This is a genomic window from Corynebacterium tuberculostearicum (assembly GCF_016894265.1).
Taxonomy (GTDB): domain Bacteria; phylum Actinomycetota; class Actinomycetes; order Mycobacteriales; family Mycobacteriaceae; genus Corynebacterium; species Corynebacterium tuberculostearicum_D.
On sequence record NZ_CP069791.1, the window covers coordinates 2,241,824 to 2,268,106 of the forward strand.

The window sequence follows — 26,283 nt, forward strand, 5'->3', positions numbered from 1 at the left end:
CGTATGTATTTTCTAACGAGTGCCTTTATAGTATCCCGACTGGTGGACATGTGCCTTTTGTGGGGGTGTTTATGTTCGAATAAGGTGTCCTAAATCCGCAGGGAACCCCAGAGTCGCGCCACGACCAGCAACGGGGGTAAAAGCAAAGGTTTAGGGTTGGGCGGCGTCGGCAAGCTGGTTGCGAATTTCAGGGCAGTCAGCAAACTTTCGCTGTAGGCGACCTAAGAGGTCCTCAAATGAAGCCGGGTCAGCTGCCTTCTGAACTTTCCCGAGCAACCCATACGCTTGGTCGCGACCATAGGCATCTTGTGTTTCCAGCTTGTCCTCAATGAGGTGCATGAGAACGGGAACGGTCTGGTCCGGCAGGTGCGGAAGAAGTAGTTCTGCCACATTGCGTTGGAGCCCGGCGTCCGAGGCTGTCGGAGAGTGTCTGATGGTTTGTGTGTGGGAACCGATCCCGCATAAGGAGATAAGCCAGAATGACTACTGTGGCGAGACGAGATCCGGCCGATAAGGCCAAGATTGATGCGATTGAAAAGAAGCTTCTTGCTAACCCTGAAATCGCGAAACTGATTGACGACCTAGGCACGTCCACAACGGATGCCAATGACCTGGTTCGCGGCATGCTGCAAGCCTCGATTACTAGGGGTTTGAATGCCGAGATGGATGCCCACCTCGGCTACGAGTCTGGTGATAGGAGCGGCAAAGCTGCAGCTGGGACAGACAATCACCGCAACGGGTCGTACACAAAGACCGTGGATTCTAACTACGGGCCGGTCACCGTGGATATCCCCAGAGACAGGACTGGGACGTTTATCCCAACTATGGTCCCTAAAGGCTCGAGACGTTTAACTGATGTCGATGACATGATTGTCAGCTTGTACGCCGGTGGGATGACAATCAGGGATATCCAGCACCACATGGCAACGGCGATGCGGGTTGATATCTCCCATGAGACGATTTCAGCGGTTACTGACGCCGTCTTGGATGAGGTTATGGTCTGGCAAAACCGCCAGCTAGATGAGTTCTACCCGGTCATTTTCCTGGACGCGCTGCGCATTAAAGTCCGCGATGGCGGCCGGGTAGTCAACAAGAGTGCGTACATGGCAATCGGTGTGGACCTTGACGGCATCAAACACATTTTAGGATTGTGGATTGCCAAAGAAGAAGGCGCTTCATTTTGGGCGCAGGTATGCGCCAATCTTTCTAACCGTGGTGTCAAAGACGTCTTTATCGTCTGCTGTGACGGGCTGAAAGGCCTACCAGAAGCAGTCGAGGCAACCTGGCCGAACTCTATGGTGCAAACCTGTATCGTGCACCTGATACGTGCCGCGAACCGGTGGGTAGCCTACGGGGATCGCCGGGCTGTATCAGCCGCGTTGAAGAAGGTCTACACCGCCACAGACGAGTCCACAGCTAGGGCTGCTTTAGCCGAATTCGAGGCTTCCGAGCTGGGTGAGAAGTATCCCCGCTCAGTCAAGGTCTGGCAGGACGCGTGGGCGCGGTTTGTCCCGTTTCTGCAGTTCCCACCAGCAGCTAGGAAGGTGATCTATACGACGAACTCCATTGAATCTTTTAACAATGAGCTGCGTAAAGCTACTCGCAACAGGGTGCAGTTCACCAACGATGAATCAGCCCTAAAGACGCTGTGGTTGATGATCTGCAATATTGAAGACAAGCGAGCCGCCAAGAGAGCAAAGCAAGGTAAACGAGTCTCAAGAACAGCCGGCAGACTCATGGAAGGAGCCCGAGTATCCGGCTGGAAACAAGCCATCAACCAAATGGCCGTGGCCTACCCCGACCGCTTCGACAAATACCTATAAACCCAGCCCCACACACAAACAACTTGACACGCTCGGCTGTCGCCCATGCTCGTTGCGGATCGCGTAGGCACTGATACTGAAACATTGCAAGATCCCAGGGCTTATCGCGCAGCCGAGCCTCGATGTGCTCCACTGCGCTATCCCCCACCGCCGCAAAAAGACCTTTCGCTGTCGAAAGCCGTGGAAACGCGTCGAAAACTCGCTCATTGACGTAAGAGCTGCGGTGAGGAAAATGGACGTCGGTAATCGCGGCCCAACCACCAGCAATGTTGAACGTTTCCTTAGCGGGAAGGATTCGCATCGCTTCTTCCGAGTACGTGTAAGCAAGGTCGAACCGGCCGATCTCCGAAAGCCCGCTAATGAGCTGCTCATATCCGTCCGTGTGGGTACGAAATACCTCCTCGACAGAACCGGAAAGCACCGCTAACCGACGACCGACATACTCACCCTGCGCACGCTCGCGCAGCTCTTTGAAGCCTTCAGACCCTAAAGCCTGCGCGTACTGTACGGGGTCGATATAAACCTGCTCCGCATACGGCGACTCGAGAACGCCCAAAAGCCACTCGGCCAAGCGCAGACCGTCAACCTGGGCCAATTGGGCGGCCTGAGGTAGTTCCTGGGCCAAGCGCCCCGCGCACCAGATCACGGACCTAACTGGATCATTAACCAGCGGCAACTGTAGCAGAACCTCTTCTAGCGCCCGTTGTGCAACCGGGAAGATATCGTAAGGCTCTATTGACTTGACGCCTTGGATGGTCAGGTGTTGAGGCTCATCAATTGCCACATTCAAAAGCACACCCGCCTGCCACACCTGGTCGGCGTACGCCCGTGAATCGTCGGGGTCAGTCAGATTCAAACCGGAGGGGTTTACAAGGGTGTTGGTTGCTTCGTCAAGCGTCTGCACTACTTCTGGCATTCCTTTAGATCCGCGAGAAACTCCTTCAGCGTTTCCGTGAGCTCCCATATTTGGTTACGCTCCTCCTCAAACATGCGGTCAACCAGGAAATCCACGCCGGCCAAATCATCCGGATGCAGGCTGTCCAAGTAAGCCAGCAGCTTATCGACGCCTTCGAGGCCAAGAATTCCTTGCTCGACCTGGTCCGCCACATAAGAAATTTGCTTTTGGTCCATGGTGAGGAGAATAGCAAAACATAAAAAGAAGGAGACGGTGGTTTGCCGTCTCCTTCTTATTGTTTCTGTATTTTGTTGTGTTTTTGTTGTTTGGTGTCGGCGGTGACTTACTCTCCCACAACCTCCCGGTTGCAGTACCATCAGCGTGTGCAGGCTTAGCTTCCGGGTTCGGAATGGGACCGGGCGTTTCCCTGCAGCTATTGACCACCGACAAACATACGAAGCATTCAGGCCCTTAGGTGTGCTTTCGGGTGTTGTGTCAGATACTGCATAGTGGACGCGGTCACGACAGTGACTGTTTCTTCTTCTCTTGTTTTGCCAATACACGGAGTGTGTTGGTGTTTGTTGTGGTCAATTAGTACCAGTAGCCTTCACACCTTACAGTGCTTCCAGGTCTGGCCTATCTACCCTATCGTCTTTAGGGGACCTTAACGAAACCTCATCTTAAAACAGGCTTCCCGCTTAGATGCTTTCAGCGGTTATCCCTTCCGTACGTAGCCAACCAGCGATACCCCTGGCGGGATAACTGGCACACTAGAGGTACGTCCGTCCCGGTCCTCTCGTACTAGGGACAGCTTTCTTCAAGTTTCAACGCGCGCGGCGGATAGAGACCGAACTGTCTCACGACGTTCTGAACCCAGCTCGCGTGCCGCTTTAATGGGCGAACAGCCCAACCCTTGGGACCTACTCCAGCCCCAGGATGCGACGAGCCGACATCGAGGTGCCAAACCATCCCGTCGATATGGACTCTTGGGGAAGATCAGCCTGTTATCCCCGGGGTACCTTTTATCCGTTGAGCGACACCACATCCACAAGTAGGTGCCGGATCACTAGTCCCGACTTTCGTCCCTGCTCGACATGTCTGTCTCACAGTCAAGCTCCCTTGTGCACTTACACTCACCACCTGATTGCCAACCAGGCTGAGGGAACCTTTGGGCGCCTCCGTTACATTTTGGGAGGCAACCGCCCCAGTTAAACTACCCACCAGGCACTGTCCCCAACCCAGATCATGGGCCAAGGTTAGATGCTCAATCCGATCAGAGTGGTATTTCAACAACGACTCCACCACCACTAGCGTGATAGCTTCTTTGTCTCCCACCTATCCTACACAAACCGAACCAAACACCAATACCAAGCTATAGTGAAGGTCCCGGGGTCTTTTCGTCCTGCCGCGCGTAACGAGCATCTTTACTCGTAGTGCAATTTCACCGGGCCTGTGGTTGAGACAGCAGAGAAGTCGTTACGCCATTCGTGCAGGTCGGAACTTACCCGACAAGGAATTTCGCTACCTTAGGATGGTTATAGTTACCACCGCCGTTTACTGGGGCTTAAATTCTCAGCTTCGCAGTCAAAGACTACTAACCGGTCCTCTTAACCTTCCAGCACCGGGCAGGCGTCAGTCCATATACATCAACTTAACGTCTTCGCATGGACCTGTGTTTTTGATAAACAGTCGCTTCCCTCTATTCTCTGCGACCCCACAACGCTTCCAGCCGCTTGGGCCTTCACACCGTGGGGCCCCCCTTCTCCCGAAGTTACGGGGGCATTTTGCCGAATTCCTTAACCACAGTTCACCCGAACGCCTTAGTATTTTCAACCTGACTACCTGTGTCGGTTTAGGGTACGGGCCATACACACACATCGCTAGAGGCTTTTCTCGACAGTACAGGATCACCACCATCAACCCCATTGGGTCTACGCATCACGTCTCAACCAAATGTGTGGCGGATTTGCCTACCACACGATCTGCACGCTTACACCACCAATCCAATAAGTGGCGTGGCTACCTCACTGCGTCACCCCATCACTTGAACCACACATCAGGCCCCACGACATCAACACCACCAATCTTCAAAGAAGACTAGCAGTGCATCCGCGGTGGTTAGTATCAGTGCTTTATCATGGGCGCGCATGTACGGGTACCAGAATATCAACTGGTTATCCATCGACTACGCCTGTCGGCCTCGCCTTAGGTCCCGACTCACCCTGGGAAGACGAACTTGACCCAGGAACCCTTAGTCATCCGGCGGATAGGATTCTCACCTATCAATTCGTTACTCATGCCTGCATTCTCACTCGCACACAGTCCACGCCTCCTTACGGTAACGCTTCAACCCATGCACGACGCTCCCCTACCCAAACAAAAAATGTTTGCCGCGGCTTCGGCGGTGTACTTGAGCCCCACTGAATTGTCGGCGCAGAACCACTCGACCAGTGAGCTATTACGCACTCTTTCAAGGATGGCTGCTTCTAAGCCAACCTCCTGGCTGTCTTCGCGATCCCACATCCTTTTCCACTTAGTACACCCTTAGGGGCCTTAACCGGCGATCTGGGCTGTTTCCCTCTCGACTATGAAGCTTATCCCCCACAGTCTCACTGCCGTACAACACAATTAGTGGCATTCGGAGTTTGGCTGACATTGCTAAGATTGTAGTCCCGCTCAACCAACCAGTCGCTCTACCTCCACCAAGCTATAATACGACGCTGCACCTAAATGCATTTCGGGGAGAACCAGCTATCACGGAGTTTGATTGGCCTTTCACCCCTACCCACAGCTCATCCCCGCAGTTTTCAACCTACGTGGGTTCGCGCCTCCACAACCTCTTACAGCTGCTTCACACTGGCCATGGGTAGATCACCCCGCTTCGGGTCCAGGACATGCCACTTTACACCCCATTAGGATTCGGTTTCCCTACGGCTACCCCACACGGGTTAACCTCGCGACATGCCGCTGACTCGCAGGCTCATTCTTCAAAAGGCACGCCATCACACACAAACGGTGCTCTGACGGATTGTAAGCACATGGTTTCAGGAACTATTTCACTCCCCTCCCGGGGTACTTTTCACCATTCCCTCATGGTACTCATACACTATCGGTCACACTGAGTATTTAGGCTTACCGGGTGGTCCCGGCAGATTCACAACAGATTCCACGAGCCCGCTGCTACTCGGGCAACCCAACAACCCACATGCCATTGTCTTCAACTACAGGACTCTCACCTTCTCCGGCAGGCCATTCCAAACCACTTCACCTAACAACAACACACGAGCACGATGATGGTAGTCACCGCCCATTGGGGCCCACAACACCGCACACACAACCCCTACCAGGTATCACATGCACACGGTTTAGCCTCATCCACGTTCGTTCGCCACTACTAGCAGAATCATTATTATTTTCTCCTCCTACGGGTACTGAGATGTTTCACTTCCCCGCGTAAACCCCCACAACAGCTATGAATTCACTGAAGGGTAACCCCACATAACCAGGGCCAGGTTTCCCCATTCGGACATCCTCGGATCAACGCTTAATTGACAACTCCCCGAGGCTTAACGCAGCCTTTCACGTCCTTCATCGGCTCAGCATGCCAAGGCATCCACCATGCGCCCTTAATAACGAACACACAAACCACCCACACCAAAAAGCGCAGATGGCCACACAAGTGAACTTGACAAAAAATTGATTAAAGAAAAAAGAAATCACACAAACACACACAAACAAACCACAAAAGCAATCCATCCGTGCGTGTTTAATGCTCGCGTCCACTATACAGTTCTCACACAACACCCCAACCACACCTCACCAACACACACAGTGTCAGCAAGCCTTATGGTCAGGCACAAAAAAGGGGGATAATGCCCCAGACACCCAACAATGCACCAACATACAAACAACATTATTTTTCACTGTGCACGGACAACGTGTGTCACAAAGCGCCATTCAAACACTTGGTCTTGCCTCATCAGGTGTGTGTTTCACCCGGACAATTTTTCAATAATAAACGCTGGCAGCATGACACTCGCATACTCAACCAACCACAGGGTGCAACTGCACCCGAATAATAAAAGCTCCTTAGAAAGGAGGTGATCCACCCGCACCTTCCGGTACGGGTACCTTGTTACGACTTCGTCCCAATCGCCGATCCCACCTTCGACGGCTCCCTAACAAGTTTGGGCCACCGGCTTCGGGTGTTACCAACTTTCATGACGTGACGGGCGGTGTGTACAAGGCCCGGGAACGTATTCACCGCAGCATTGCTGATCTGCGATTACTAGCGACTCCGACTTCATGGGGTCGAGTTGCAGACCCCAATCCGAACTAAGGCCGGCTTTCAGCGATTCGCTCCACCTCACAGTGTCGCTGCGCGTTGTACCGACCATTGTAGCATGTGTGAAGCCCTGGACATAAGGGGCATGATGATTTGACGTCATCCCCACCTTCCTCCGAGTTGACCCCGGCAGTCTCTCATGAGTCCCCAACCAAATGCTGGCAACATAAGACAAGGGTTGCGCTCGTTGCGGGACTTAACCCAACATCTCACGACACGAGCTGACGACAACCATGCACCACCTGTACACCAGCCACAAAGGGAAAGACTATCTCTAGCCCAATCCGGTGTATGTCAAGCCCAGGTAAGGTTCTTCGCGTTGCATCGAATTAATCCACATGCTCCGCCGCTTGTGCGGGCCCCCGTCAATTCCTTTGAGTTTTAGCCTTGCGGCCGTACTCCCCAGGCGGGGCGCTTAATGCGTTAGCTACGGCACGAAAGTCGTGAAAAGACCCTCACACCTAGCGCCCACCGTTTACGGCATGGACTACCAGGGTATCTAATCCTGTTCGCTACCCATGCTTTCGCTCCTCAGCGTCAGTAACTGCCCAGTAACCTGCCTTCGCCATCGGTGTTCCTCCTGATATCTGCGCATTTCACCGCTACACCAGGAATTCCAGTTACCCCTACAGTACTCAAGTTATGCCCGTATCGCCTGCACGCCCGGAGTTAAGCCCCGGAATTTCACAGACGACGCGACAAACCACCTACGAGCCCTTTACGCCCAGTAATTCCGGACAACGCTCGCACCCTACGTATTACCGCGGCTGCTGGCACGTAGTTAGCCGGTGCTTCTTATCTAGGTACCGTCACAAAAAGCTTCGTCCCTAGCGAAAGGAGTTTACAACCCGAAGGCCGTCATCCCCCACGCGGCGTCGCTGCATCAGGCTTGCGCCCATTGTGCAATATTCCCCACTGCTGCCTCCCGTAGGAGTCTGGGCCGTATCTCAGTCCCAATGTGGCCGTCCACCCTCTCAGGCCGGCTACCCGTCGCCGCCTTGGTAGGCCATTACCCCACCAACAAGCTGATAGGCCGCGAGCTCATCCTACACCGAAAAAACTTTCCAACCATCACACTAAAAATGGCTCCTATCCGGTATTAGACCCAGTTTCCCAGGCTTATCCCGAAGTGCAGGGCAGATCACCCACGTGTTACTCACCCGTTCGCCACTCGAGTACCCTGCAAGCAGGGCCTTTCCGTTCGACTTGCATGTGTTAAGCACGCCGCCAGCGTTCGTCCTGAGCCAGGATCAAACTCTCCACAAAAAAATTTCAGAACAACATCCGAAACAGGCCGTGAAAAGCCCGAAACCCAACAAAAGAACAAACCACCACAAACCACAAAAGCCTGTGCTGGCGTCCAAAAATTACTACAAAGAAAAAATAAGTTCCCTCAACCCGACGGGGTCAAAAATAAGGAAACCAAAAAAGTTGAACACAATCACATGCCAACCAATCCATCTCAATGCAGCCGAAACACCAAACAGCATTCAAATAAGTACGCGTTCCACATACCCAACCGGCACACACCAACCAACAAACCACTAGGCCTATTGGCAGACAAACCAATCAACACACAACCATGCACACAAAAAATAAAAAGTACATTGGCACACTATTGAGTTCTCAAACATCATCCGCACACCACAAAAATTAACCTACCGTTAACCTCTCGTTGGCGGCTCGTACAAACTTACTCAACTCAATGAACCCTGTCAAATCCTTGAACCAAGTCCGCACGAAATTCGCTCAAAAGTAACCTCCCGGCTACCTCGCGGCGACTTGGATAAATGTAGTCCAACCCCTCCAACAATGACAAATCCCCAGCACAGTCTGGATTTCCCGCACCACATGCCAGAGCAACTCCGCGCCAGAAGGCAGGATTCGGTGAGCGGCCTAAGCCATATAGAAGGCCCCAAGTCCACTGCGAGATTGCCTTCCTCCAATGCCGCAGGAGAGGGTTCGCAGATCTAAAAGCCATTGCATGGAAAAAGGCCCCCGATTTCTCGGGGGCCTATCGGTGGAGCTGCCGGGAATTGAACCCGGGTCCTTCGTCACCTTGCCAGGGCTTCTCCGTGCGCAGTCCGCACAGAATCTCTGCTCGGCCCTCCGGATCGGGCGAACACGTCCGGATGATGGGCCCAGTCACCAGTAAGAGTCCCGACTGGTCCTGATGACCCGGCCAGCCGGCTAGTTCCTTAGTCGATGCCAGGATCTAGGTCAGGAACGAAACCTAGGCTGACAGACACGCGTCGCTGTATTTAGGCAGCGAGGGCGTAGTCACGCTGAGAGTTCTTCTCTGCGTTTATTGGTTGCTACGACGCTTATACGGTGGTCGTTAGCCTGCACCGGCACGCTTCCCCTGGCGCAGTGCACGAAGTCGAAACCAAATCAACCCCATGCTGTAGGGACGGGATAGTGCATCTTCCCTACGGTTCGTTCAACACTACCCCACCCGCTTTTATTTCCTCAAGTGCTCCTCTAACCATTCCTTGAGGACTACCGCATGGTTGACCGTGCGGTTGGCGGCGGCGAAGAGGAGGGTGGCGTCGGCAAGCGCACGCAATTGGGCGAGCTCCTCGGAGTCATTGTCATCGAGCTCGGCCTTGTAACGGCGGGCAAACTCGTCGAAGCGATCCTCGTCGTGGTTCCACCACTTGCGCAGCTCGGGGCTCGGCGCGACGTCCTTGAACCACTCGTCGTAGACCAGGTCGCTCTTGGCGACGCCCCGGGGCCACATCCGATCCACCAGCACCCCAGTGCCTTCGATAGTGTCCTCGCCCTTGACTACATCGTGAACCTTCGCCGTCTTAAACATTGATGCCCTTCACGCGGCGGCCGAGCTCGCGGGAAATTTCGCGGTCTTGGTCGCGACGCTTAATATCCTCTCGCTTGTCATAGTCCTGCTTACCTTGAGCCAGCGCGAGCGAAAGCTTCGCGTAGCCATTCTTGAGGTAGACCTTGAGCGGGACCAAGGTCTTATTACCGTTGCGCACCTGCCCGTAAAGCTTGTCGATCTCGCGGCGGTGCAGCAAAAGCTTGCGAGTGCGCCGCGGGCTGTGGTTCGTCCACGAGCCCATGGAATATTCCGGGATGTGCAGGTTGCGCAGGTACACCTCGCCATCATCGATGGTAGCGAAGGCATCATTAAGCGAGATTTTTCCCTCCCGCAGGGATTTGATCTCGGTGCCGAGCAGGACGATGCCGCACTCGTATTCCTCGAGGATCTTGTAGTCATGCCGGGCCCGGCGGTTAGTAGCGAGCGTTGCTTCGCCGGACGCCGCCTTCTTATTCTTCTTGCCCTTCTTAGCCATAATTATGGCAGTGTAGTGCCCTTTTAGCCGGCCCAGCAAACGGGCTATTTGCGCACATAGGACCGCAGGGCCATATGTGCTGTGACGGCGGTGACCACCAGCGCCAGCAAGCCCACGAGAGGCAGGGCAATCCAGAGGTCGCCAGACTTCATGGGGGCGAGCAGCTGGGATTCATACAGCCCTTGCAGGGATGGGTCCACCACTTGGGATTTGCCCAGAAAAATCCCGGCGCCACCCAAGACCACGCCGATGAGCGAGGCCAGCACTGCTTCCAGTACGAACGGCGCCTGCGTCATCCACCGGCTCGCGCCCACCATGCGCATGATTTCCGTTTCGCGGGTGCGGTGGAACGCGGCGATCTGCACCATATTGGCCACCAAGAAGATGGCCGCCACGGACATCACAATAGCCAGCACAAAGGTGGCATTGCGGATAGAGTCCAGGTTGCTTGCGGCATCGCGCACTTCTTGCTGCTGGTCGACGACATCCTCTACCGCCGGGTTATCCCTAATCGCATCGATCGCAGAAGCGTCTTCTGGATCCTTCAGGCGCACGTGGAACGCTGCCGGCAGCGCATCGGGCGAGGTTTGTTCCACCATGACGGGGTCGGTGTCTTGGAAGAGTTCCTTGAATCGCTCATAGGATTCCGCGCGGTTGCGGTATTCCACGGACTCGACGGAATCATCCGCGTCGAGCTGTCCCTGGAGATCCGCGCAGGCCGGGGTCACGCAATCCTGGTCACCAGCGGAAATATCCTCGTTAAGCTGGACCATAACCTCAACGCGGTCGAGGTAGATCTCCTTGGTGTCCTTGGTCAGGTTGGTCACCATGATGCCGGCAACAACGAGGCCTACCGCAATAGCGGTGGTGATGATCATGGCGATGGTCATGGTCAGGTTGCGGCCAAGGCCCTTGGTGGCCTCGCGGAAAATAAAACCTAGCTTCATGCTTCCCCCTCGTACGTCGCCTCGTGCTCATCGCGCACGAGGACTCCATTGCGCAGCTCCAGCACGCGCTTGCGTGCCCCATTGACGGCGCGGGCATTGTGGGTGGACATCACCACTGTGGTGCCACGGCGGTTGATGCCCAGCAGCAAGTCCATGATCTCGTCGGCGGTGGAGGGATCGAGGTTGCCCGTGGGTTCGTCGGCAAGCAAAAGCTTCGGCCGATTGACCACCGCGCGGGCAATGGCCACGCGCTGCTGCTCGCCACCGGAAAGCTCGTGCGGATACGCATCGCGGCGATCCTCTAGGCCAACCAGATCCAAGACCTGCGGGACCGAGGTGGAGATGCGGTACTTGCTCTTGCCAATAACCTCCAACGCAAAGGCCACGTTTTGGTACACCGTCAGCTTGGGCAGCAGGCGGAAGTCCTGGAAAACATAGCCAATGGACTGGCGCAGCACGTTAATCTGCTTGCCGGAAAGCTTGTTGACGTGGAAGTCATCAAAATAAATATCGCCCTTGGTCACATTGCTATAGCGCACCATGAGCTCCAGGAAAGTGGACTTACCGGAGCCGGACGGGCCGATGAGAAAGGCGAATTCACCATCCGCGATCTCGAAAGACACCCCATCGAGCGCTGGGCGAGACTCGGCGGAGTAGGCCTTAGTCACGTTGTCGAATCTAATCACGCGAATCACTGTAGCAACTAAAGTTGACACCACGCTGTGAACTGTATTTAAGTAATGTGGTCTAAGACACTAATTTGTTCCGACCCAATCGACAGAAAGTGCCGATACAATGGCCGAAACCGAAACTAAAGAAAAACCACGTTCTGCAAGCGGCTTCCTGGGCACTGTAGAAAAGATTGGCAATAAACTGCCGGATCCATTCTGGCTCTTCGTCATCCTCGCAGCCATAGTCGCTGTGACCTCTTGGCTTGGACACCTAGTTGGCATGACCGCCGAGGACCCCAAGACCGGCGAAACCATCGAAGTAGAATCCCTGCTGACCACCGAGAATATCTCACGCATGGTTACTGATGCAGTGGAGAACTTCACCAGCTTCCCGCCGCTCGGCGTCATCCTTGCCGTGATGCTCGGCGTGGCCGTGGCGGAGCAGTCTGGCCTGCTTTCCGCGTTGGTGCGCGCGATGGTGACCAAGGTCAGCGCCAAGATGCTGACCTTCGTGGTGGCACTGGCCGGCGTGACCGGCTCCGTGGCCTCTGATGCCATTTACGTCATCCTGATCCCGCTGGGCGCAATGGCCTTCCACGCCGTGGGCCGTTCCCCCATCGTGGGCGCGATGGTGGCCTTTGCGGCATCGTCTGCCGGCTTTAATGCCTCGCTGATTCTCAATATCACCGACCTCCTGCTCGCGGGTATTTCCACCCCGGCCGCGCAGTTTGTGGCCCCAGAATATGAGGTCAGCCCACTGGCCAATATCTTCTTTGTCATCCCTTCTGCCGTGGTGCTCTCCCTCATCATTACCGCGGTCACGGAATGCCTCATGGTCAAAAAAGCCCGCGAGCTCGTGGACCACGACCACATTAATTACGAAGAGGTGTCCTTCTCCAAGGCCGCCGGTGGGGCCGGCGCAAATTCAGAGGAGGATGAGGAGTACGACTTCACCGATGATGAAGAGGCGATGCGCATCAAGCCCAACGAGCAGCGCGGTCTGATTGCTTCCGGCATCGCGCTCGTGCTCTTCCTTGCCGCCTTCTTTGCCTTGCTCTTTATCCCCGGCTCCCCGCTGGCAAGCCAAGGGGATAGCTTCATGGAGTCGCCACTCATTAGCGCCATCGCGGTGCCGATCGCCTTGGCATTTTTGGTATGCGGCATCGTCTACGGCCTGGCAGCAGGCACCGTGAAGTCTTTTGCTGATGTACCGGAGTTTATGGCCAAGGGCATCGAGACCCTCGTTCCCATGCTGGTCCTCTTCTTCGCCGTCGCTCAGTTCCTCGCCTGGTTCGAGTGGTCCAACCTCGGCGTATGGACCGCCATCAAGGGCTCCGAGCTGCTCCAGCACTGGTCCCTGCCGCCGCTGGTCATGTTCGCCGCACTGGTGGCCATGGTCGCACTGCTTAACCTCTTCATCACCTCCGGTTCCGCCCAGTGGGCGCTGATGGCCCCGGTCATCGTGCCGATGATGATGTATGTGGGCGTCTCGCCTGAGGTTTCCCAGGTGCTCTTCCGTATCGGTGACTCTCCGACGAATATCATCACCCCAATGTCGCCCTACTTCGCGCTGGCGTTGACCTTCCTGCAGCGCTACTACAAGCACGCGGGTGTGGGTACTTTGATGTCGCTGGCGCTGCCCTATTCCCTCTGCATGATCGTGGGTTGGTTCGCCTTCTTCGTCATCTGGTACCTCATCGGCATCCCGCTGGGACCGGGCGCGCCGATGGACTACGCGGGTTAAGTCCATAGAGATCAGGCCGAACTGAGGATTTTCTCCCCTCAGTTCGGCCTTTTCACGTTCAATTCAGCCCGATCAGTATGGACCTAAGCTTGATCTTCTTGTTGCTGCATGCGCCAGCGGATACCGGATTCAAGGAAGCCATCGATATCGCCATCGAGCACCTTGGAGGGATCGCCCACCTCAAAATTGGTGCGTAAGTCTTTGACCATCTGATACGGGTGCAGCACGTAGGAGCGCATCTGATTGCCCCAAGAGGCGTTGCCACCGGCGCCCAACGCATCGAGCTCAGCTTGTTCCTCTTGGCGCTTGCGCTCCAGCAGCTTTGCCTGCAGCACGCGCATGGCCGAGGCCTTATTTTGAATCTGCGACTTTTCGTTCTGGCAGGTCACCACAATGCCGGTGGGAATGTGGGTCAAGCGCACCGCGGAGTCGGTGGTATTGACAGACTGGCCGCCCGGACCAGAAGAACGATAGACATCGACGCGCACCTCTGAATCTGGCACCTCAATCGAGTCAGTCTGCTCCACCACCGGAAGCACCTCTACCTCTGCGAAGGAGGTCTGGCGCCGCCCTTGGTTATCAAAGGGCGAGATGCGCACCAGGCGGTGCGCACCCTGCTCCACGGAGAGCTGGCCGTACATGTATTCACCGTGGACGACGAAGGTGGCGGACTTGATACCGGCCTCCTCCGCATAGGAGATGTCATAGACATCAACCTTGTGGCCGTGCTTTTCCGCCCAGCGCGTGTACATGCGCATGAGCATTTCGGCCCAGTCGGCCGCGTCCACACCGCCGGCGCCGGAGCGGATATTGATAACCGCCTCACGCGGGTCATACTCACCGGAAAGCATGGTGGTGACCTCCAGCGATTCGATGGCAGATTCCAGGGAATCAAGCTCATCATCCGCCAGGGAGGTATCGCCCTCTTCTTCCGCGAGTTCGTACATCACGGGCATGTCCTCTAAGCGCCCGCGCAGCGATTCCAACTTGCGGACCTTGGCCTGCGCTGCGGAAAGCTCGGAGGTGATCTGTTGCGCGTGGGCGGGGTCATCCCACAGGGATGGGTCGCCGGCTTGGGCCTCTAGTTCCCGAATGCGGGCAGCCAAAGCCTCCGGGTCCATGACCTTCTCGATGGTGGTCAGGGTGGTTTCCAATTGCTTGAGCCGTGCTGTTACTTCGGGACGCATAGGCCCCAATCCTACCCACCCGGCCGGCATAATTAGCCATCGGCCGCGTTTAGGGTGACAATGGTGGGCATGGATCAAAAGCCGAGCTTGCAGGAGATGATCGACGCGGTCATCAAGACCTTCATTGTCGCGCACGCGGATGACGGGGATGCGCACCTTGCGCAGGCCCTTGTCTATAACGCCGGCCGCCTGGCCTGGCGCTTGCGCGAGATGGGCGTCGACGTAGAGCAAAAGACTTCTATCTCGGATGTTGTTACGGATGCGGACAGGGCGGCCGAGCGCTTCGTTGCGGGCGTGCTCGAGGCCGTGCGTCCGGAAGACGGCATCCTCGGCGAAGAGGGTGCGGCACGCGAGTCCGAGTCCGGCCGGACCTGGGTCATTGACCCGGTCGATGGCACCTACAACTTTTCTTCTGGCTCCGATTATTGGTGCTCTGCGCTCGCGCTTACCGACGCCACCGGGATCACCCTCGGCGCCGTCCACCGCCCCGCCATGGGCTATACCTGGTTCGGCGGCCGGGACTACCCCACTTCCCTCGACGGGAAAGAAGTGGCACGTCTGGAGGAAAAGCCGGCCGAGCAGATTTCGCTATCCACGTATCTGCACCCAACCTCGCTGGTGGATGCGGATATCCGCGGGGCATGGCAGCGCGTGGCGGAAAACTTTGCTACAGTCCGTATGCTCGGTGCCGGTTCTGTTGATCTGTCCTCCGTGGCCGATGGCACATGGGGCGCATGGATGCAGCATTCGGTGGCGGATTGGGATTGGTTCCCCGGCAAAGCCCTCGTGGAGGCGGCCGGCGGTGCTGCCCGCAAGGTAGAGGCCGGCGGCGTCGAATGGTGCTTGGCCGGCAATAAACAGGTAGTGGATCAGATGGAGGATTGGCTCCGTGGGTAAGTTCAAAGAAGACTTGGGCCTCGCGCTCGAGCTGGCGGGCCATGCCGATGTAGTGACCATGCATCGTTTCGAGGCCTCGGATCTTTCCGTCAAGGAAAAGCCGGATATGTCTCCCGTATCGGATGCGGATCTCACCTGTGAGAAGCATATCCGCGAATCCCTTAAGCGCTCCCGCCCGCGCGATGAAGTGCTGGGTGAGGAATACGGCGGCGAGGCCTGCTATAAGGGCCGCCAGTGGGTCATCGATCCCATCGACGGCACCAAGAACTTCGTGCGTGGCGTCCCCGTATGGGCCACGCTCATCTCCCTTTTGGAAGATGGCGAACCGGTAGTTTCGGTGGTTTCCGCACCCGCCCTGCGCCGCCGTTGGTACGCAGCCAAGGGCGCTGGTGCCTTCCGCGTTTTCGGCGGCGAGCCGAAGCGCTTGAGCGTATCCCACGTGGAAAAGCTCGCCGATTCTTCGCTGGCCATGAGCTCGCTGACCGGATGGGCCGAACGCGGCCTGCGCGATCAGTTCCTCGCACTCACGGACAAGACCTGGCGCCTGCGCGGCTATGGCGATTTCTGGTCCTACTGCCTCGTGGCCGAAGGTGCGGTAGACATCGCCGCCGAACCCGAGGTGTCCTTGTGGGACCTCGCCGCGCCCTCCCTCATCGTGACCGAGGCCGGCGGCACATTCACGGATCTGGACGGAAACCCTGGCCCCCACGGCGGATCCGGCGTCGCCTCCAACGGCCTGCTCCACAAGCACGCCCTAGCCGCACTACAGGGCTAGGAATTTCTGCGCAGCTGAAGTAACACGCACCCGCCACCCTGCGGCCGATCTGTACGCATGCACTCGGATTTTTCGCATCCGGGTCGGCGGCGGGTGCGTGCCAATAAGGACGGCTGCATCTCTGACCGGCTCCTGCCGGTGTCAATAACCACGCCTAAGTAGCTTCTGGTGATGGCTCGCAAGTAGTTCACGCTATACCCGATTGGCTGTGGTTTTAGCACCAGCCAAAGATGCACAAAGCCCGCTCCCCCCAGGCTGGGAAAGCGGGCAAAGGTTTGGCGAGGCTAGTCCTCAGGCAATGTAAAGCCAGCACCTACGCCACCGCGACGGTTCATATCCGCCAAGACTGCATCCATGGTGTTTGCGGCGGTTGGGTTATGAACCGGCCCCTGCAGCGGGGTGCGGCACGGGAAATTCACCGGCAGGAAACCGCCGGTAATCGAGCCAATGAGGCGGCCGTTGGCCAACAGCGGTGCACCGGAATCGCCCATCATGGCGCATACCTGGTTAACCTGAATCTTCTTCGCCTGCTGATAGGTCACACCGCAGGTCTTTCCGGTGGCAACGCCCTGCTTGCACACCTGCTGGCCCGGCTTAACGCCGCCGCCCAACTCATTGACGGTTACGCCATTGTAGGAGCGGGAGACCTTGGCCTTAGAGCCGAACTCAATGACGGCGTAATCCAGGTCCTCATTCTTGGACACCACGGTGCCTGTCGGGCCAATCTGCTCCGAATCGGCGGAGGTGACCGAATCCCCCACGTTGCCGCAGTGCGCAGCGGTAAGCCCAACCTTGCGGCCAGCATTATCGTTGCCCGCCACAGTCAGGGTGCACATCATCTTCTCATCGACATAAACCGGGGTGCCGGGGCCATAAAGCGACTCGCCCTCATTCATAGCCGCAACAGATTCTTCTGGAATGCGTGGGGCATCAAAGAACGAGCCCGGCACGCGGTGCAGCACGTAGTCAGCCTGTGGCTTGCCCGCAGCTACCTTGGAAAATCCATCATTTTTCCACTTATAGTTTGGATTGGTTCCCTGCGGTTTAAACTCCGGCTGGGTGGCCTGCTCCGCTAGGCCGATGGGATTCGGGTTGGTCATCGGCTCCGCGTACTGCGCCTCCTGCACCGTGTGCTGCACGGCTTGCTGCGCGTTGCGCACAGAGGAATCCACGGCGTCGGTGACGTTCTTATCCACCTGCGGGGTTTGGATGCCTACCCCAGCCAGGCCATCTCGGACTTGGTCAATAATCCCTGCGGAATCGAAATCCGGTTGGGGCAATTCCTGGGCGCCTGCGGCCGGGGATCCCAGGAAAAACGCACCAGCGAAAGCCGAGCCCACCAGGACTTTCTTAAGGTGCGGAATGCGAAACATCAAGGTACCTACTTTCAGTTGTCAACATCGTGCAAGCTCGATACTGGCACGAAAAAATTGTGGAATCAGCAAACTCCTGTGACTGTGTCCAAGCCGTTATATTTCTTCCAGAATTCGGGGGTAATCACCCCTCCCCTATCATTGGGCGCATGGTCACACCGCTGTCTTATTCCGATACTTCTGGCTTCCCGCAGCTGCACATGTCACGAGTAATCGACGCTGATTTTGATACCGCCACACACCGGCTATTCCGCTGGTCAATCCAACGCAGCGGCCTTTTCCGCGTTCGCCCCACCCATGAGGTGGTAGAGCTCGGCGCGGAGGTCACCATGGGCCTCGGCCCATGGGATTTTCGCTGTCGCGTAGTCGATGTCTTCCACGAAGACGGCCGCTGCGGGTTCACTTACGGCACCCTCCCCGGACACCTCGAGCGCGGCGAAGAAACCTTCACCCTTGAGCGCCTGCGCGATGGCCGCACCCTGCTGCTTATCGACGCCGCCTCCGAGCCCTTCCTCCCCTTCCTGCGCCCCCTCGTGGACGTGCCAAGGCGCCTACTGATTAGCCGGCTCTACCTTCACGCCTTGGACGATTAGCAGGATTGTATATACGACAAAAGCCGCCTCCCCGACCCCGGGAAAGCGGCTTAGACTCAGCGCTGGTTAGTTCTTGCGCTTGTCCTCGATGGACTCGCGTGCATCGCGCACAGCGCCCTTGACGCGGTCAAAGAAGCCACCCTTCTTCGTGGACTCCTCTTGGTACTCGTGTGCCTTGTCCTCCACGAAGCCCTTAGCGCGCTGGAAAGCATCCCCGACGGCGCTACCAGCCTCGGATGCCTTGCCCTTTAGCTGATCCAGGCGCTCAGAGGACTGCTGCCCATTGACGTTATCCTGGTTCGGCGCAGTAGCAACACGCTCTTCGTTTGCTTCGCCCACGATGTGCTGGCTCGGTGCGTAGTCAGAGTTATCCTCGTCCAGCTTTTCTTGCAGATCTGGCTGCTGCGGGGCGGAACCAATGTGCTCTTCCTTCGCGCCACCCACGATGTGCTGGCTCGGTGCGTAGTCAGAGTTATCCTCGTCCAGCTTCTCCTGCAAATCTGGCTGCTGCGGGGCGGAACCAATGTGTTCTTCCTTCGCGCCACCCACGATGTGCTGGCTTGGCGCGTAGTCAGAGTTATCCTCGTCTAGCTTCTCCTGCAGGTCCGGCTGCTCGGAGGCAGAGCCTACATGCTCTTCGTCGGCGCCAGCGACGACGTGATTCTGCGGCTCGTACTTGCTGGCGGTCGACTCTGCATTATCTGCAGCCTGCTTGCCTACCGGCGTGGATAGGCCGGCAGCGCCCGCGGCGCCTGCCGCTGCAACGCCTGCACCCGCTGCAGCCGCACCGGACTGAGCGGAGGCGCCAGACTTAGCTGCCGAAGACACGGAGTCTTCAGATGCCAGGTACTTGTATTTGTTGCGGTCCAGGTCGACTTCGTGGCCTAGGTTATTCGCCATTGCTTCGTACTCCTTTAAATAGATTTATCTTCTCCCCTCTAGGGTTCCAGAAAGTTCGGGAGCGTGCACGGATTTTTTACTGGGCCACACCCCCAATGCGACTTAATAAAAAATGCATTACAGCCACGTTCTGCCAATTTCTGGGAACCAAAAGAGAGAAACGTGCTTGTTGTGCATAAGTGCGGCCACGCCGACTGAAGACGGGAGGATGAAAACGAAAAAATGGCCCTCACCGGCGAACCGATGAGGGCCTGGAAGTTGGTAGCGGGGGCAGGATTCGAACCTACGACCTCTGGGTTCTCACCCTCAAGTTCGAGCCACCTGCAGTTATTACCCTTTTACCTGCTGATTAGAGAGGTATAAGCATACTGGGCCTTACTGCGCCTTACCGCAGATTACCGACTCTTAAGTCCCGTTTTGAGTCCCACTTTCTTCACCGAGATTCAAGGCTCCCCGCATAGCGTCGACATCAGTCCAATCCGTGTAGTTGCGCGTGTTCACGTCGACGTCATGCCCGAAGTAGGCTGCACGCACCTGGGCGGGCACCCCTCGCGCGATGGCCCGGTTATTGAGCACCGTGCGCCAGTCATGGGATCTCATTAAAGCGATGTGGTCGTCCTGGACCTGCGCGCCGACATCTTTAAACAGAGCCGCTGACGCTTTCACGGCGTTGTCGGTGCGCCAGTGCGCCTGCTTGTCTCCTGGCGAAGGGATCAGTGGGTCGGTCGTTCCTAGTCCGTCGAGCCGGTTTAACCAAAACTTTTCGACACGCTTGTCCAGGAACGGGATAGAACGGCCTCTGTGCGTTTTGGATTGATCAGATGTAATGCTGATCGCGATTTGCCCATTAGCGACTTTTACAGATTGTCTCGTCGCCGCCAGCGCCTCTGAGATGCGAAGTCCCGTCCCCGCTTGTAGTAGTGCCAGCGCAACCACGTTGCCATGTTTTGCGATGGAGCTTGCTCGTCTGTCCGTACCCGGTGGTAACGGTCTGGCCGTATCGCGTGCAATGAGATGGTCTACAACGGCGTCGTATTGTGCGTTCGTCAGGGCGTGACCACCTTGCGGTTTATTGCCCTTCTTGACCTCGCCGAGGTCGATACTGATTCCGCGTAACGGGTTGTGGTCGATAACGCCCTCGCGGATGAGTTGATCCAGAATATACTTGCTCACGACAGTACGGGCCTGCCGTGCGGATTCCGACCCGTTTGCGGTGGCGATGGCCTGCAATGCGCGTTCGAGAGTTCGGAATTTCACAGCCTCGCCAATGGCATGTTTTCCAAGCTGTGCTTCGGCCTGTTTCAATGCGAGCTCATACCGGGCGCGCGTGTTCGGCCGCAGCCGTGCCGCCTGGATGGCCGGCTTAGAAACGTCGGTAATGAACGCCGAGAAGTTCTTACTCTTATCCCAATTGGTCGACGTCGAGTTGAGCTTGCTGTCCCGCTTCTCGCCGGCAATTCGCCGGAATTCCCCCTTTGTCCTTGCCCGGATTGTCGGGCGGTAAGTCGTTCCGTCCCATAGTCGGACGGTGATTTTCGCTTCGTATGGACCACGCGGCGGCAAAGCATCAACGACGCGATCGATGGAATCTTCCCCAGGGCTTAGTTTCGTTCTGGCGGCACGTATTTGCTTGGACATACACACCACTATAGACCCACTTTTGTAATAGGTACGAATTTGTTATCATTGCTGGTATGGATCCTTCAGAACGTCCTGCAAAATGGTCTACCGACGACGTCGCGCGTAGACGCCAGGAAGTGCTACGCACGTTGGTTGACGATAACCACACGCTTTATGTTGACGCTCTCGATTTGTTCACTCCCCCACTTTCCCGCGAGGAGGTGACACAGCTCTTGCTTACCGCCCTTGAAACTTACGGTGAAATCCGCGCCGTAGCTCGTGAACTAAGGTATCTGGACGCCATTGTGAAGAACGATACGAAAGGCCGTCAGAAGCGACACCCGCGTCTGCACGATGCGCGCAAACACCTCCTGGCACGACTCGAGCTCCTGGAGAACGAAGCCGATCAAACGTTGCCGTTCACCTTTTACCGGCCTAGCACCGGACGACGCTTCGCCGCAGGTGAAGGACTGACGATGGATCTTATCGACCCTGTACCGGACAGTGTCGTGGCTACGATGTTTCCGCCGATCTTTGATTTGTCCTCACAAGTAGGGTAAAATGTAATCAGCCGTACTTGAGACGGTTGGCCACCGAGGCACCGGGCAGAATAAAAGCCCAAGGTTTGCAACTCGGATATGCAGGCCCCCAAAGCGGATAACCGCTAGGCCGGGGCCCTTTCAGCATGTCTGGAGCAAACCTTGAAAGGTGTTTCTAATTTAAAACTGGTCGATCATGCCGAGCCTATTGCGGTTAAAAGTTCGGTAGCGGCATCCCTGATCGGGATTGCCCCTCAAACTCTCAACAACTGGCGTGTTCAGGGCAAAGGGCCCAGATACGCCAGCGTGGGTGCCAACCTCGTCGTCTACAGAATCGCCGATATTGAGGCGTGGCTAGATGGGCGTGTTGTCGGTGGTGAGAGGCCATGACGACAGCGAACGAGTCGTGGAGCATAGAGATCTCCCCCAAGGACGCGCCCGACACGGTGCGTCATGAGCATGAACTCATCGAGCTTGACGTGAATGGCACCGAGTGGCAATCACGCCTCGTCGACACTGCCGTCGACGTTCCTGGGCGTTCTGACCCGTCGTACTTCACCGTTTTGGTACGTCGTGAACCTCGATCTGTGGCTAAGGTCTCGGAGACCTTGGCCACGATTTCAGGCAGTTCTACGGACGTTCCTGCTGGTCAAGACCCTAAAGTCGTTTCAGGCCAAAATCCCCTAGGGGAGAGACAGAATGGCCGGGCCGGAGCGCCCGGTCGTCGTGGCTCCGCAGCAGCGGTGGATGCCGATGCGGTTGCAGGGGTTAATGATGGCGACTCAGAGTGTGTCGCTGACCCGTCTCGTGCCGGTGACGGTCCTGTGGAGTTTGGAGCGCTTCCGACGGTGCGGTCTATGGGTACTGGTCGCATGGCGCATGTGGTCGGCTTTGATACCGAGTTCACCTACGCCGAAGGCGACGTCACTAAGCGCACCATCGATAGTTACCAGTTCGCGTGCACCGATCCACTCAACGATGACGTTCTTGTGGAGGTTGTCGTGTTGCCGCTGGCAGGTGATCGCATCTATTTGGAGGATGCGCTGTATGTGGTTACCCTTGCTGCGGGTCTACATGTGTTGGCGCGTGGCAAGGGTCCGCAGATTGATCCTCGCGGCGTTCTAGTTCGTGATGTGCGTTGTGATGACGCTGATGACCGGTTTGATTATATCGCCACCCGCGATGCAGTGTTCAAGAGGTCGATCCCTCTGGTGTTGGCGTGCCATTTTGCGAACGCCGATTTGACCGCATTTCGCAGGCCCCCGGTTCAACGTAGTGGTGGTGGGAAGTACAACGACGTGCTGCACCGTGTGACATCGGCTTCGGGCGGTTTGGTTTCTTTGCAGCCTGCCCGGTTCATGCGCAAATCTGGTAAGGGTTCTAATAGCTACCGTTGGCTGCCGTTTTCGTTGCTGGTGCGTGACACGATGTGTCAGTCGGCTCCGGGGCAGAAGAGTCTTGAAGTCCTCGGTGACGTATGTGGTGTGCCGAAGCTCGATGTGGGCGTTGCCATCGAGGACATGACCGCTATGCGCGGTGACGATCTGCTGACGTTCCTCGAATATGGGGTAAACGACGCTGTCATCGTGGTCGAGTATCTGGCAATGTTGTGGGGTCTTAACGTTGTGCCTCCTGTCACTCTGTCTGGTGCCGGTGCGAGCGCTGTTCGTGACGGCATCATGCAGTACATGGGTGCTTCCTCTAAGAGAGACTTCCTCATACAGTTCCGTGGATTGGTGGCTAAGACTGATCCGAGTGCATCCGAGGAGCATGACGACCTGTCGTACTACGCCAGTCGCGAGCTTGTGCCTGTCGATGGAGATGCCAACCAGTCTCACACTGCGTTCAAGATGTCGTTCCACGGCGGTTGGAACAGCTGCTTGTCACCGGGTTATCACCCATATCCAACGTTCGACCATGACATCCAGTCTGCGTACCCGTCCGCAATGGCATCGGTGATCGATGTTGATTACGAGACCGGCTGCATCGAGGAGGTCTTGAAAGACCGGGAACTCACGCTCGATGATTTCCCCCTTGGGCCTATTACACCTGTCGTCGCCTATGTCAGTTGGGACTTTCCACCCGATGTGAAAGTCCCTTGTCTGCCAACGGTTGAGGGTGATTGCGTGTTGTATCCACGTACATCGCACGGTGCAGGTGCCGCGCAGGGTGACGATGTTGGTGAGTACGCGGGCTTTCACGGTGCTTGGTGTGCTGGGCCTGAGCTGTATCTCGCATTGATGTTGGGGGCGGCGGTGCGAGTGCAAATCGGTTATCGCATGAGGTTGCTCAATAATGCTGACGGTTCTCCGTCGATGTCACTGCGCTTCGCCCTTAAGCAGATGGTTGCTGATCGTGCGACTGCGAAGAAGGCGTTCGGCAAAGGGTCTCCTGAGGAGTTGATGGTGAAGGTTGCCACGAATTCCGTGTACGGAAAGTTGGCTCAGGACGTCTCGGAGCGCAACGGCTGGGACGCATGGGCCGAGCAGATGGAGTCCATCGGTGGGTCATCTGTGACTTCTCCCTATCACGCGTCTATGACGACATCGCTTGTCCGCGCGCTTCTTCTGGCGATGGCCAACACGATTCCGATCTTGTCGGTCACGACCGACGGCTTCATCACCTCGGTTGAGGAGATCGAGCACTTCGATTGCTTTGGCATCGCCGACGTGTTTCGGGACGCGCGCCAGGCTCTTGTCGGTGATCCGACTGTCTGGGAAATCAAGCACCACCAAGATGACCTCGTGAATCTTTCTACGCGCGGCAATGTCTCCCTACATGACCACGGAGTTTTAGCTAAGGCCGGGTTGAAGGTGCCAGAGGGGATTGAACGAGGGACTATCGATGAGCGTCGTTGGTTCCGTGACGTGGCTCTGACGCGCGAGGGCAAAATACCGAACCCGTACACGTCTTTCCCTCCCTTCCGTGAATTGTCGAGGTCTGTGAATCGGGTGGACTTCCACCCCGTGGACCTCACGCCTGCGGTGTCCGCCTTGGACTTCGACCTCAAGCGGGAACCGTTACGGGACTCGCTTCGGGTGGACATCATTGACGGTAACGAGATGGCTGGGTTTGAAACTCGTGCCTGGGATTCGATTGATGACTACAAGCGTGCTCGTGGGATTGCTGGTCACATGCAGTTGGTTCGGTATGGGACAACCGGTGATGACCGGCCTACCGGATGTCTGCGCACGGGTCGCGATTGGGATACATGGTTTAGGCGATTTGAGTCTGCTCGGGGTCGTCGTATCCGTACTGCTGACGGTGCCCTACTCACTGAACTCGTTGCCGCGCATAAGGCCGGTCTCGTCGTCGTTGACCGTTTGGCTGTTCGTGTTTCCGTGGCTCAGAAGGTGGATTGGTTGTCCTCTCTGGGGATGGGTGAGTTTACCCGAGCGCAGTGGGATCACATGAGCAAGAAGGATCGGCGTTCGACGGTGCTACGCGATGCCGATATGGATGCTGTTCGTGCCTTTGCCGATGAGCTGAATCGCGGTGATGGCTATGTCTAGCACCCCTCCCCCTGGTCGGTTTGGTATGAAGCTTTCTCGCGGCCCTCCTATAGGCACTTTTATCGTCACAGAGACGCTAACCATGCAAGCAACAGCACCCCAGCTAAGTCTTGAACCATCGGGTGCTTAGACCGAGTTCCCGATGGCACCAATACACCGCAACCCAAGATAAGGAGGAACATATGGAGCCACAATCGCCCCGAGCACCACGGATGCCGAGCGCCCCACGAGCGCCGCGCAGTGGAGCTAAAACAGGCGCGGAAATGGAGGAGAGCAGGTACGCAGCGGAGGAGTCTGCGAAGGGGCTTATCGCCGGTTTGGTTGGTCTAGACCGCGCCGATATTATCCGTCGTTCCAACCGAGTCCAGGAGATTCTGGACGATTTTGCCCAGCACGCCCCAAAAGAAGAAGTGTCTTTGGAGCAGCTTAAAGCGGAGGGAGAAAAGGTTGACGCTGAGCTTGATCAGCTAGAGCAAACCCTCGATGAGCGCGCTCAGTCGCGGCGGAAAAAGCAGAATCAAGGTGGCTACCCACCGCAGCCGCCGCGGGAAAAGAAGCCTCGTGTCCCTCGGGTCAAAAACCCGCGATTCACCCCACTTTTCCAGAATGAACCAGAAGAAAAAGACACCAGTAAAGGATGGGAACCAGAACTATGATTACGAAGTCTCAGACCGCTTCGTCGGTAAAAAAGATTGAAGCTCTCCGCCAGGAGCGGGAGCAAAAAGAAGCCGAAGAAGCCAAGAAGGTTGAGGAGTTTAAGCGTCAATTAGGCGAAGTTCTCTACGCCTGCGCTTATGAGCCTTCAAGCAAGTGGTCCAAATTTCGCGGCGGTTCCGTAAGGGAACTGTTCGCAGAAATCGGTATACGGGAGGCCCCCTCCCGTGAAGCGTCCGAGGGACACGAGGGCGCACCTCGCGGCGGAACGCAGGAGCCGATAAAGGCTCCGCAGTCGATTCCGAGGACTCCACAGAGTCAGCAGAATCCCGCCGCAGGCCCGGAGCACGCGGGCCAGAATGGCCCGCAAGCGTAGGGCCAGAGGGTCGAGGGAGAGAATCTCCCTCGCCAGCGCCACGAGGCACCGGAGGTGCCCGAGTGGCTTGCTGGCCGCCTGTTTGTGAGGGCCGTCTTTGACGGTGGCGAGTACGCCT

Annotated in this window: 20 protein-coding genes, 3 rRNA genes and 1 other RNA gene; 9 read left to right on the forward strand and 15 right to left on the reverse strand. The window is 56.7% G+C overall.

The window, feature by feature from the left end; translation table 11 throughout:
- Positions 1-150: 150 nt before the first annotated feature.
- Complete coding sequence (locus I6J28_RS10720; RefSeq protein ID WP_239454600.1) at positions 151-390, reverse strand: hypothetical protein; 240 nt, start codon at positions 388-390, stop codon at positions 151-153.
- An 89-nt stretch (positions 391-479) separates the two neighbouring features.
- Here I6J28_RS10720 and I6J28_RS10725 point away from each other — a divergent pair, with 89 nt between their 5' ends.
- The gene (locus tag I6J28_RS10725) at positions 480-1,823 is read left to right on the forward strand and encodes an IS256 family transposase (RefSeq protein ID WP_204608743.1); all 1,344 of its coding nucleotides are present in this window, start codon (positions 480-482) and stop codon (positions 1,821-1,823) included.
- Here the strand turns inward: I6J28_RS10725 and I6J28_RS10730 are convergent.
- The 10 genes from I6J28_RS10730 to ftsE form a co-directional block, all read right to left on the reverse strand.
- Entirely contained in the window at positions 1,774-2,727 is a 954-nt protein-coding gene (locus I6J28_RS10730; protein WP_239454601.1) for a hypothetical protein, read from the reverse strand. The two genes, I6J28_RS10725 and I6J28_RS10730, sit on opposite strands and share 50 nt — an antisense overlap.
- A complete protein-coding gene (locus tag I6J28_RS10735; RefSeq protein WP_150851690.1) occupies positions 2,727-2,954 on the reverse strand; it encodes a tRNA 2-thiouridine-synthesizing protein in 228 nt (75 codons plus the stop codon). Before I6J28_RS10735 ends, I6J28_RS10730 begins: the two co-directional genes overlap by 1 nt.
- Before the next feature lie 94 nt (positions 2,955-3,048).
- Positions 3,049-3,166, reverse strand: a 5S ribosomal RNA gene (gene rrf / locus I6J28_RS10740).
- A gap of 124 nt (positions 3,167-3,290) precedes the next feature.
- Positions 3,291-6,358, reverse strand: a 23S ribosomal RNA gene (locus I6J28_RS10745).
- Positions 6,359-6,811: 453 nt separating this feature from the next.
- A 16S ribosomal RNA gene (locus tag I6J28_RS10750) occupies positions 6,812-8,329 on the reverse strand.
- Together the 16S, 23S and 5S rRNA genes form the textbook arrangement of a ribosomal RNA operon.
- A gap of 752 nt (positions 8,330-9,081) precedes the next feature.
- Positions 9,082-9,462, reverse strand: a transfer-messenger RNA (tmRNA) gene (ssrA, locus tag I6J28_RS10755).
- 62 nt (positions 9,463-9,524) lie between these two features.
- Positions 9,525-9,881, reverse strand: coding sequence for a DUF488 domain-containing protein (locus tag I6J28_RS10760; protein WP_204609861.1), 357 nt, complete (start codon positions 9,879-9,881; stop codon positions 9,525-9,527).
- Positions 9,874-10,377, reverse strand: a complete 504-nt coding sequence (smpB, locus tag I6J28_RS10765) for an SsrA-binding protein SmpB (protein ID WP_005322310.1) — start codon at positions 10,375-10,377, stop codon at positions 9,874-9,876. Before smpB ends, I6J28_RS10760 begins: the two co-directional genes overlap by 8 nt.
- 44 nt (positions 10,378-10,421) lie before the next feature.
- A complete protein-coding gene (gene ftsX, locus I6J28_RS10770; protein ID WP_204609862.1) occupies positions 10,422-11,324 on the reverse strand; it encodes a permease-like cell division protein FtsX in 903 nt (300 codons plus the stop codon).
- Complete coding sequence (gene ftsE, locus I6J28_RS10775; protein ID WP_204609863.1) at positions 11,321-12,010, reverse strand: cell division ATP-binding protein FtsE; 690 nt, start codon at positions 12,008-12,010, stop codon at positions 11,321-11,323. The genes ftsX and ftsE overlap by 4 nt, the downstream gene beginning before the upstream one ends.
- 109 nt (positions 12,011-12,119) lie before the next feature.
- Between ftsE and I6J28_RS10780 the strand changes: the two genes are divergently transcribed.
- Complete coding sequence (locus I6J28_RS10780; RefSeq protein ID WP_204609864.1) at positions 12,120-13,739, forward strand: AbgT family transporter; 1,620 nt, start codon at positions 12,120-12,122, stop codon at positions 13,737-13,739.
- Between the two features lie 83 nt (positions 13,740-13,822).
- On the opposite strand, the gene prfB is transcribed toward I6J28_RS10780, so the two are convergent.
- Positions 13,823-14,926, reverse strand: a complete 1,104-nt coding sequence (gene prfB / locus I6J28_RS10785; protein WP_204609865.1) for a peptide chain release factor 2 — start codon at positions 14,924-14,926, stop codon at positions 13,823-13,825.
- Positions 14,927-14,986: 60 nt separating this feature from the next.
- Here prfB and I6J28_RS10790 point away from each other — a divergent pair, with 60 nt between their 5' ends.
- Both I6J28_RS10790 and hisN read left to right on the forward strand, forming a co-directional pair.
- On the forward strand, positions 14,987-15,823 hold the full coding sequence (locus tag I6J28_RS10790) for an inositol monophosphatase family protein (RefSeq protein ID WP_204609866.1): 837 nt from the start codon (positions 14,987-14,989) through the stop codon (positions 15,821-15,823).
- Positions 15,816-16,598: a histidinol-phosphatase gene (gene hisN, locus I6J28_RS10795; protein ID WP_150850962.1), complete on the forward strand. Its 783-nt coding sequence runs from the start codon at positions 15,816-15,818 to the stop codon at positions 16,596-16,598. Before I6J28_RS10790 ends, hisN begins: the two co-directional genes overlap by 8 nt.
- Positions 16,599-16,882: 284 nt before the next feature.
- On the opposite strand, the gene I6J28_RS10800 is transcribed toward hisN, so the two are convergent.
- On the reverse strand, positions 16,883-17,971 hold the full coding sequence (locus tag I6J28_RS10800) for a S1 family peptidase (protein WP_204609867.1): 1,089 nt from the start codon (positions 17,969-17,971) through the stop codon (positions 16,883-16,885).
- A gap of 149 nt (positions 17,972-18,120) precedes the next feature.
- On the opposite strand from I6J28_RS10800, the gene I6J28_RS10805 reads away from it, so the two are divergent.
- Entirely contained in the window at positions 18,121-18,564 is a 444-nt protein-coding gene (locus I6J28_RS10805) for a DUF1990 family protein (RefSeq protein ID WP_204609868.1), read from the forward strand.
- 66 nt (positions 18,565-18,630) lie between these two features.
- Here the strand turns inward: I6J28_RS10805 and I6J28_RS10810 are convergent, their stop codons facing one another.
- Both I6J28_RS10810 and I6J28_RS11810 read right to left on the reverse strand, forming a co-directional pair.
- A complete protein-coding gene (locus tag I6J28_RS10810; protein ID WP_204609869.1) occupies positions 18,631-19,464 on the reverse strand; it encodes a kinesin in 834 nt (277 codons plus the stop codon).
- Between the two features lie 405 nt (positions 19,465-19,869).
- Positions 19,870-21,102: a site-specific integrase gene (locus I6J28_RS11810; protein WP_239454602.1), complete on the reverse strand. Its 1,233-nt coding sequence runs from the start codon at positions 21,100-21,102 to the stop codon at positions 19,870-19,872.
- A 56-nt stretch (positions 21,103-21,158) separates the two neighbouring features.
- Here I6J28_RS11810 and I6J28_RS10820 point away from each other — a divergent pair, with 56 nt between their 5' ends.
- The 4 genes from I6J28_RS10820 to I6J28_RS10840 all read left to right on the forward strand — a co-directional run bounded on the left by I6J28_RS10820 (position 21,159) and on the right by I6J28_RS10840 (position 26,165).
- Complete coding sequence (locus I6J28_RS10820; RefSeq protein ID WP_144403109.1) at positions 21,159-21,644, forward strand: hypothetical protein; 486 nt, start codon at positions 21,159-21,161, stop codon at positions 21,642-21,644.
- A gap of 365 nt (positions 21,645-22,009) precedes the next feature.
- Entirely contained in the window at positions 22,010-25,135 is a 3,126-nt protein-coding gene (locus I6J28_RS11815) for a hypothetical protein (RefSeq protein ID WP_239282747.1), read from the forward strand.
- Positions 25,136-25,398: 263 nt separating this feature from the next.
- The gene (locus I6J28_RS10835) at positions 25,399-25,791 is read left to right on the forward strand and encodes a hypothetical protein (RefSeq protein ID WP_005322336.1); all 393 of its coding nucleotides are present in this window, start codon (positions 25,399-25,401) and stop codon (positions 25,789-25,791) included.
- A complete protein-coding gene (locus tag I6J28_RS10840) occupies positions 25,788-26,165 on the forward strand; it encodes a hypothetical protein (RefSeq protein WP_204609870.1) in 378 nt (125 codons plus the stop codon). Before I6J28_RS10835 ends, I6J28_RS10840 begins: the two co-directional genes overlap by 4 nt.
- The last annotated feature ends 118 nt before the right edge of the window (positions 26,166-26,283 follow it).

Coding starts and splice junctions, on each gene's coding strand:
- I6J28_RS10835 (WP_005322336.1), top strand. CDS start 25,399: ATGGAGGAGAGCAGGTACGCAGCGGAGGAGTCTGCGAAGGGGCTTATC.
- I6J28_RS10805 (WP_204609868.1), top strand. CDS start 18,121: ATGGTCACACCGCTGTCTTATTCCGATACTTCTGGCTTCCCGCAGCTG.
- I6J28_RS10840 (WP_204609870.1), top strand. CDS start 25,788: ATGATTACGAAGTCTCAGACCGCTTCGTCGGTAAAAAAGATTGAAGCT.
- I6J28_RS11810 (WP_239454602.1), bottom strand. CDS start 21,102: ATGTCCAAGCAAATACGTGCCGCCAGAACGAAACTAAGCCCTGGGGAA.
- I6J28_RS10725 (WP_204608743.1), top strand. CDS start 480: ATGACTACTGTGGCGAGACGAGATCCGGCCGATAAGGCCAAGATTGAT.
- I6J28_RS10790 (WP_204609866.1), top strand. CDS start 14,987: ATGGTGGGCATGGATCAAAAGCCGAGCTTGCAGGAGATGATCGACGCG.
- I6J28_RS10780 (WP_204609864.1), top strand. CDS start 12,120: ATGGCCGAAACCGAAACTAAAGAAAAACCACGTTCTGCAAGCGGCTTC.
- prfB (WP_204609865.1), bottom strand. CDS start 14,926: ATGCGTCCCGAAGTAACAGCACGGCTCAAGCAATTGGAAACCACCCTG.
- smpB (WP_005322310.1), bottom strand. CDS start 10,377: ATGGCTAAGAAGGGCAAGAAGAATAAGAAGGCGGCGTCCGGCGAAGCA.
- ftsX (WP_204609862.1), bottom strand. CDS start 11,324: ATGAAGCTAGGTTTTATTTTCCGCGAGGCCACCAAGGGCCTTGGCCGC.
- I6J28_RS10820 (WP_144403109.1), top strand. CDS start 21,159: ATGGATCCTTCAGAACGTCCTGCAAAATGGTCTACCGACGACGTCGCG.
- I6J28_RS10735 (WP_150851690.1), bottom strand. CDS start 2,954: ATGGACCAAAAGCAAATTTCTTATGTGGCGGACCAGGTCGAGCAAGGA.
- I6J28_RS10800 (WP_204609867.1), bottom strand. CDS start 17,971: ATGTTTCGCATTCCGCACCTTAAGAAAGTCCTGGTGGGCTCGGCTTTC.
- I6J28_RS10810 (WP_204609869.1), bottom strand. CDS start 19,464: ATGGCGAATAACCTAGGCCACGAAGTCGACCTGGACCGCAACAAATAC.
- I6J28_RS10760 (WP_204609861.1), bottom strand. CDS start 9,881: ATGTTTAAGACGGCGAAGGTTCACGATGTAGTCAAGGGCGAGGACACT.
- I6J28_RS11815 (WP_239282747.1), top strand. CDS start 22,010: ATGACGACAGCGAACGAGTCGTGGAGCATAGAGATCTCCCCCAAGGAC.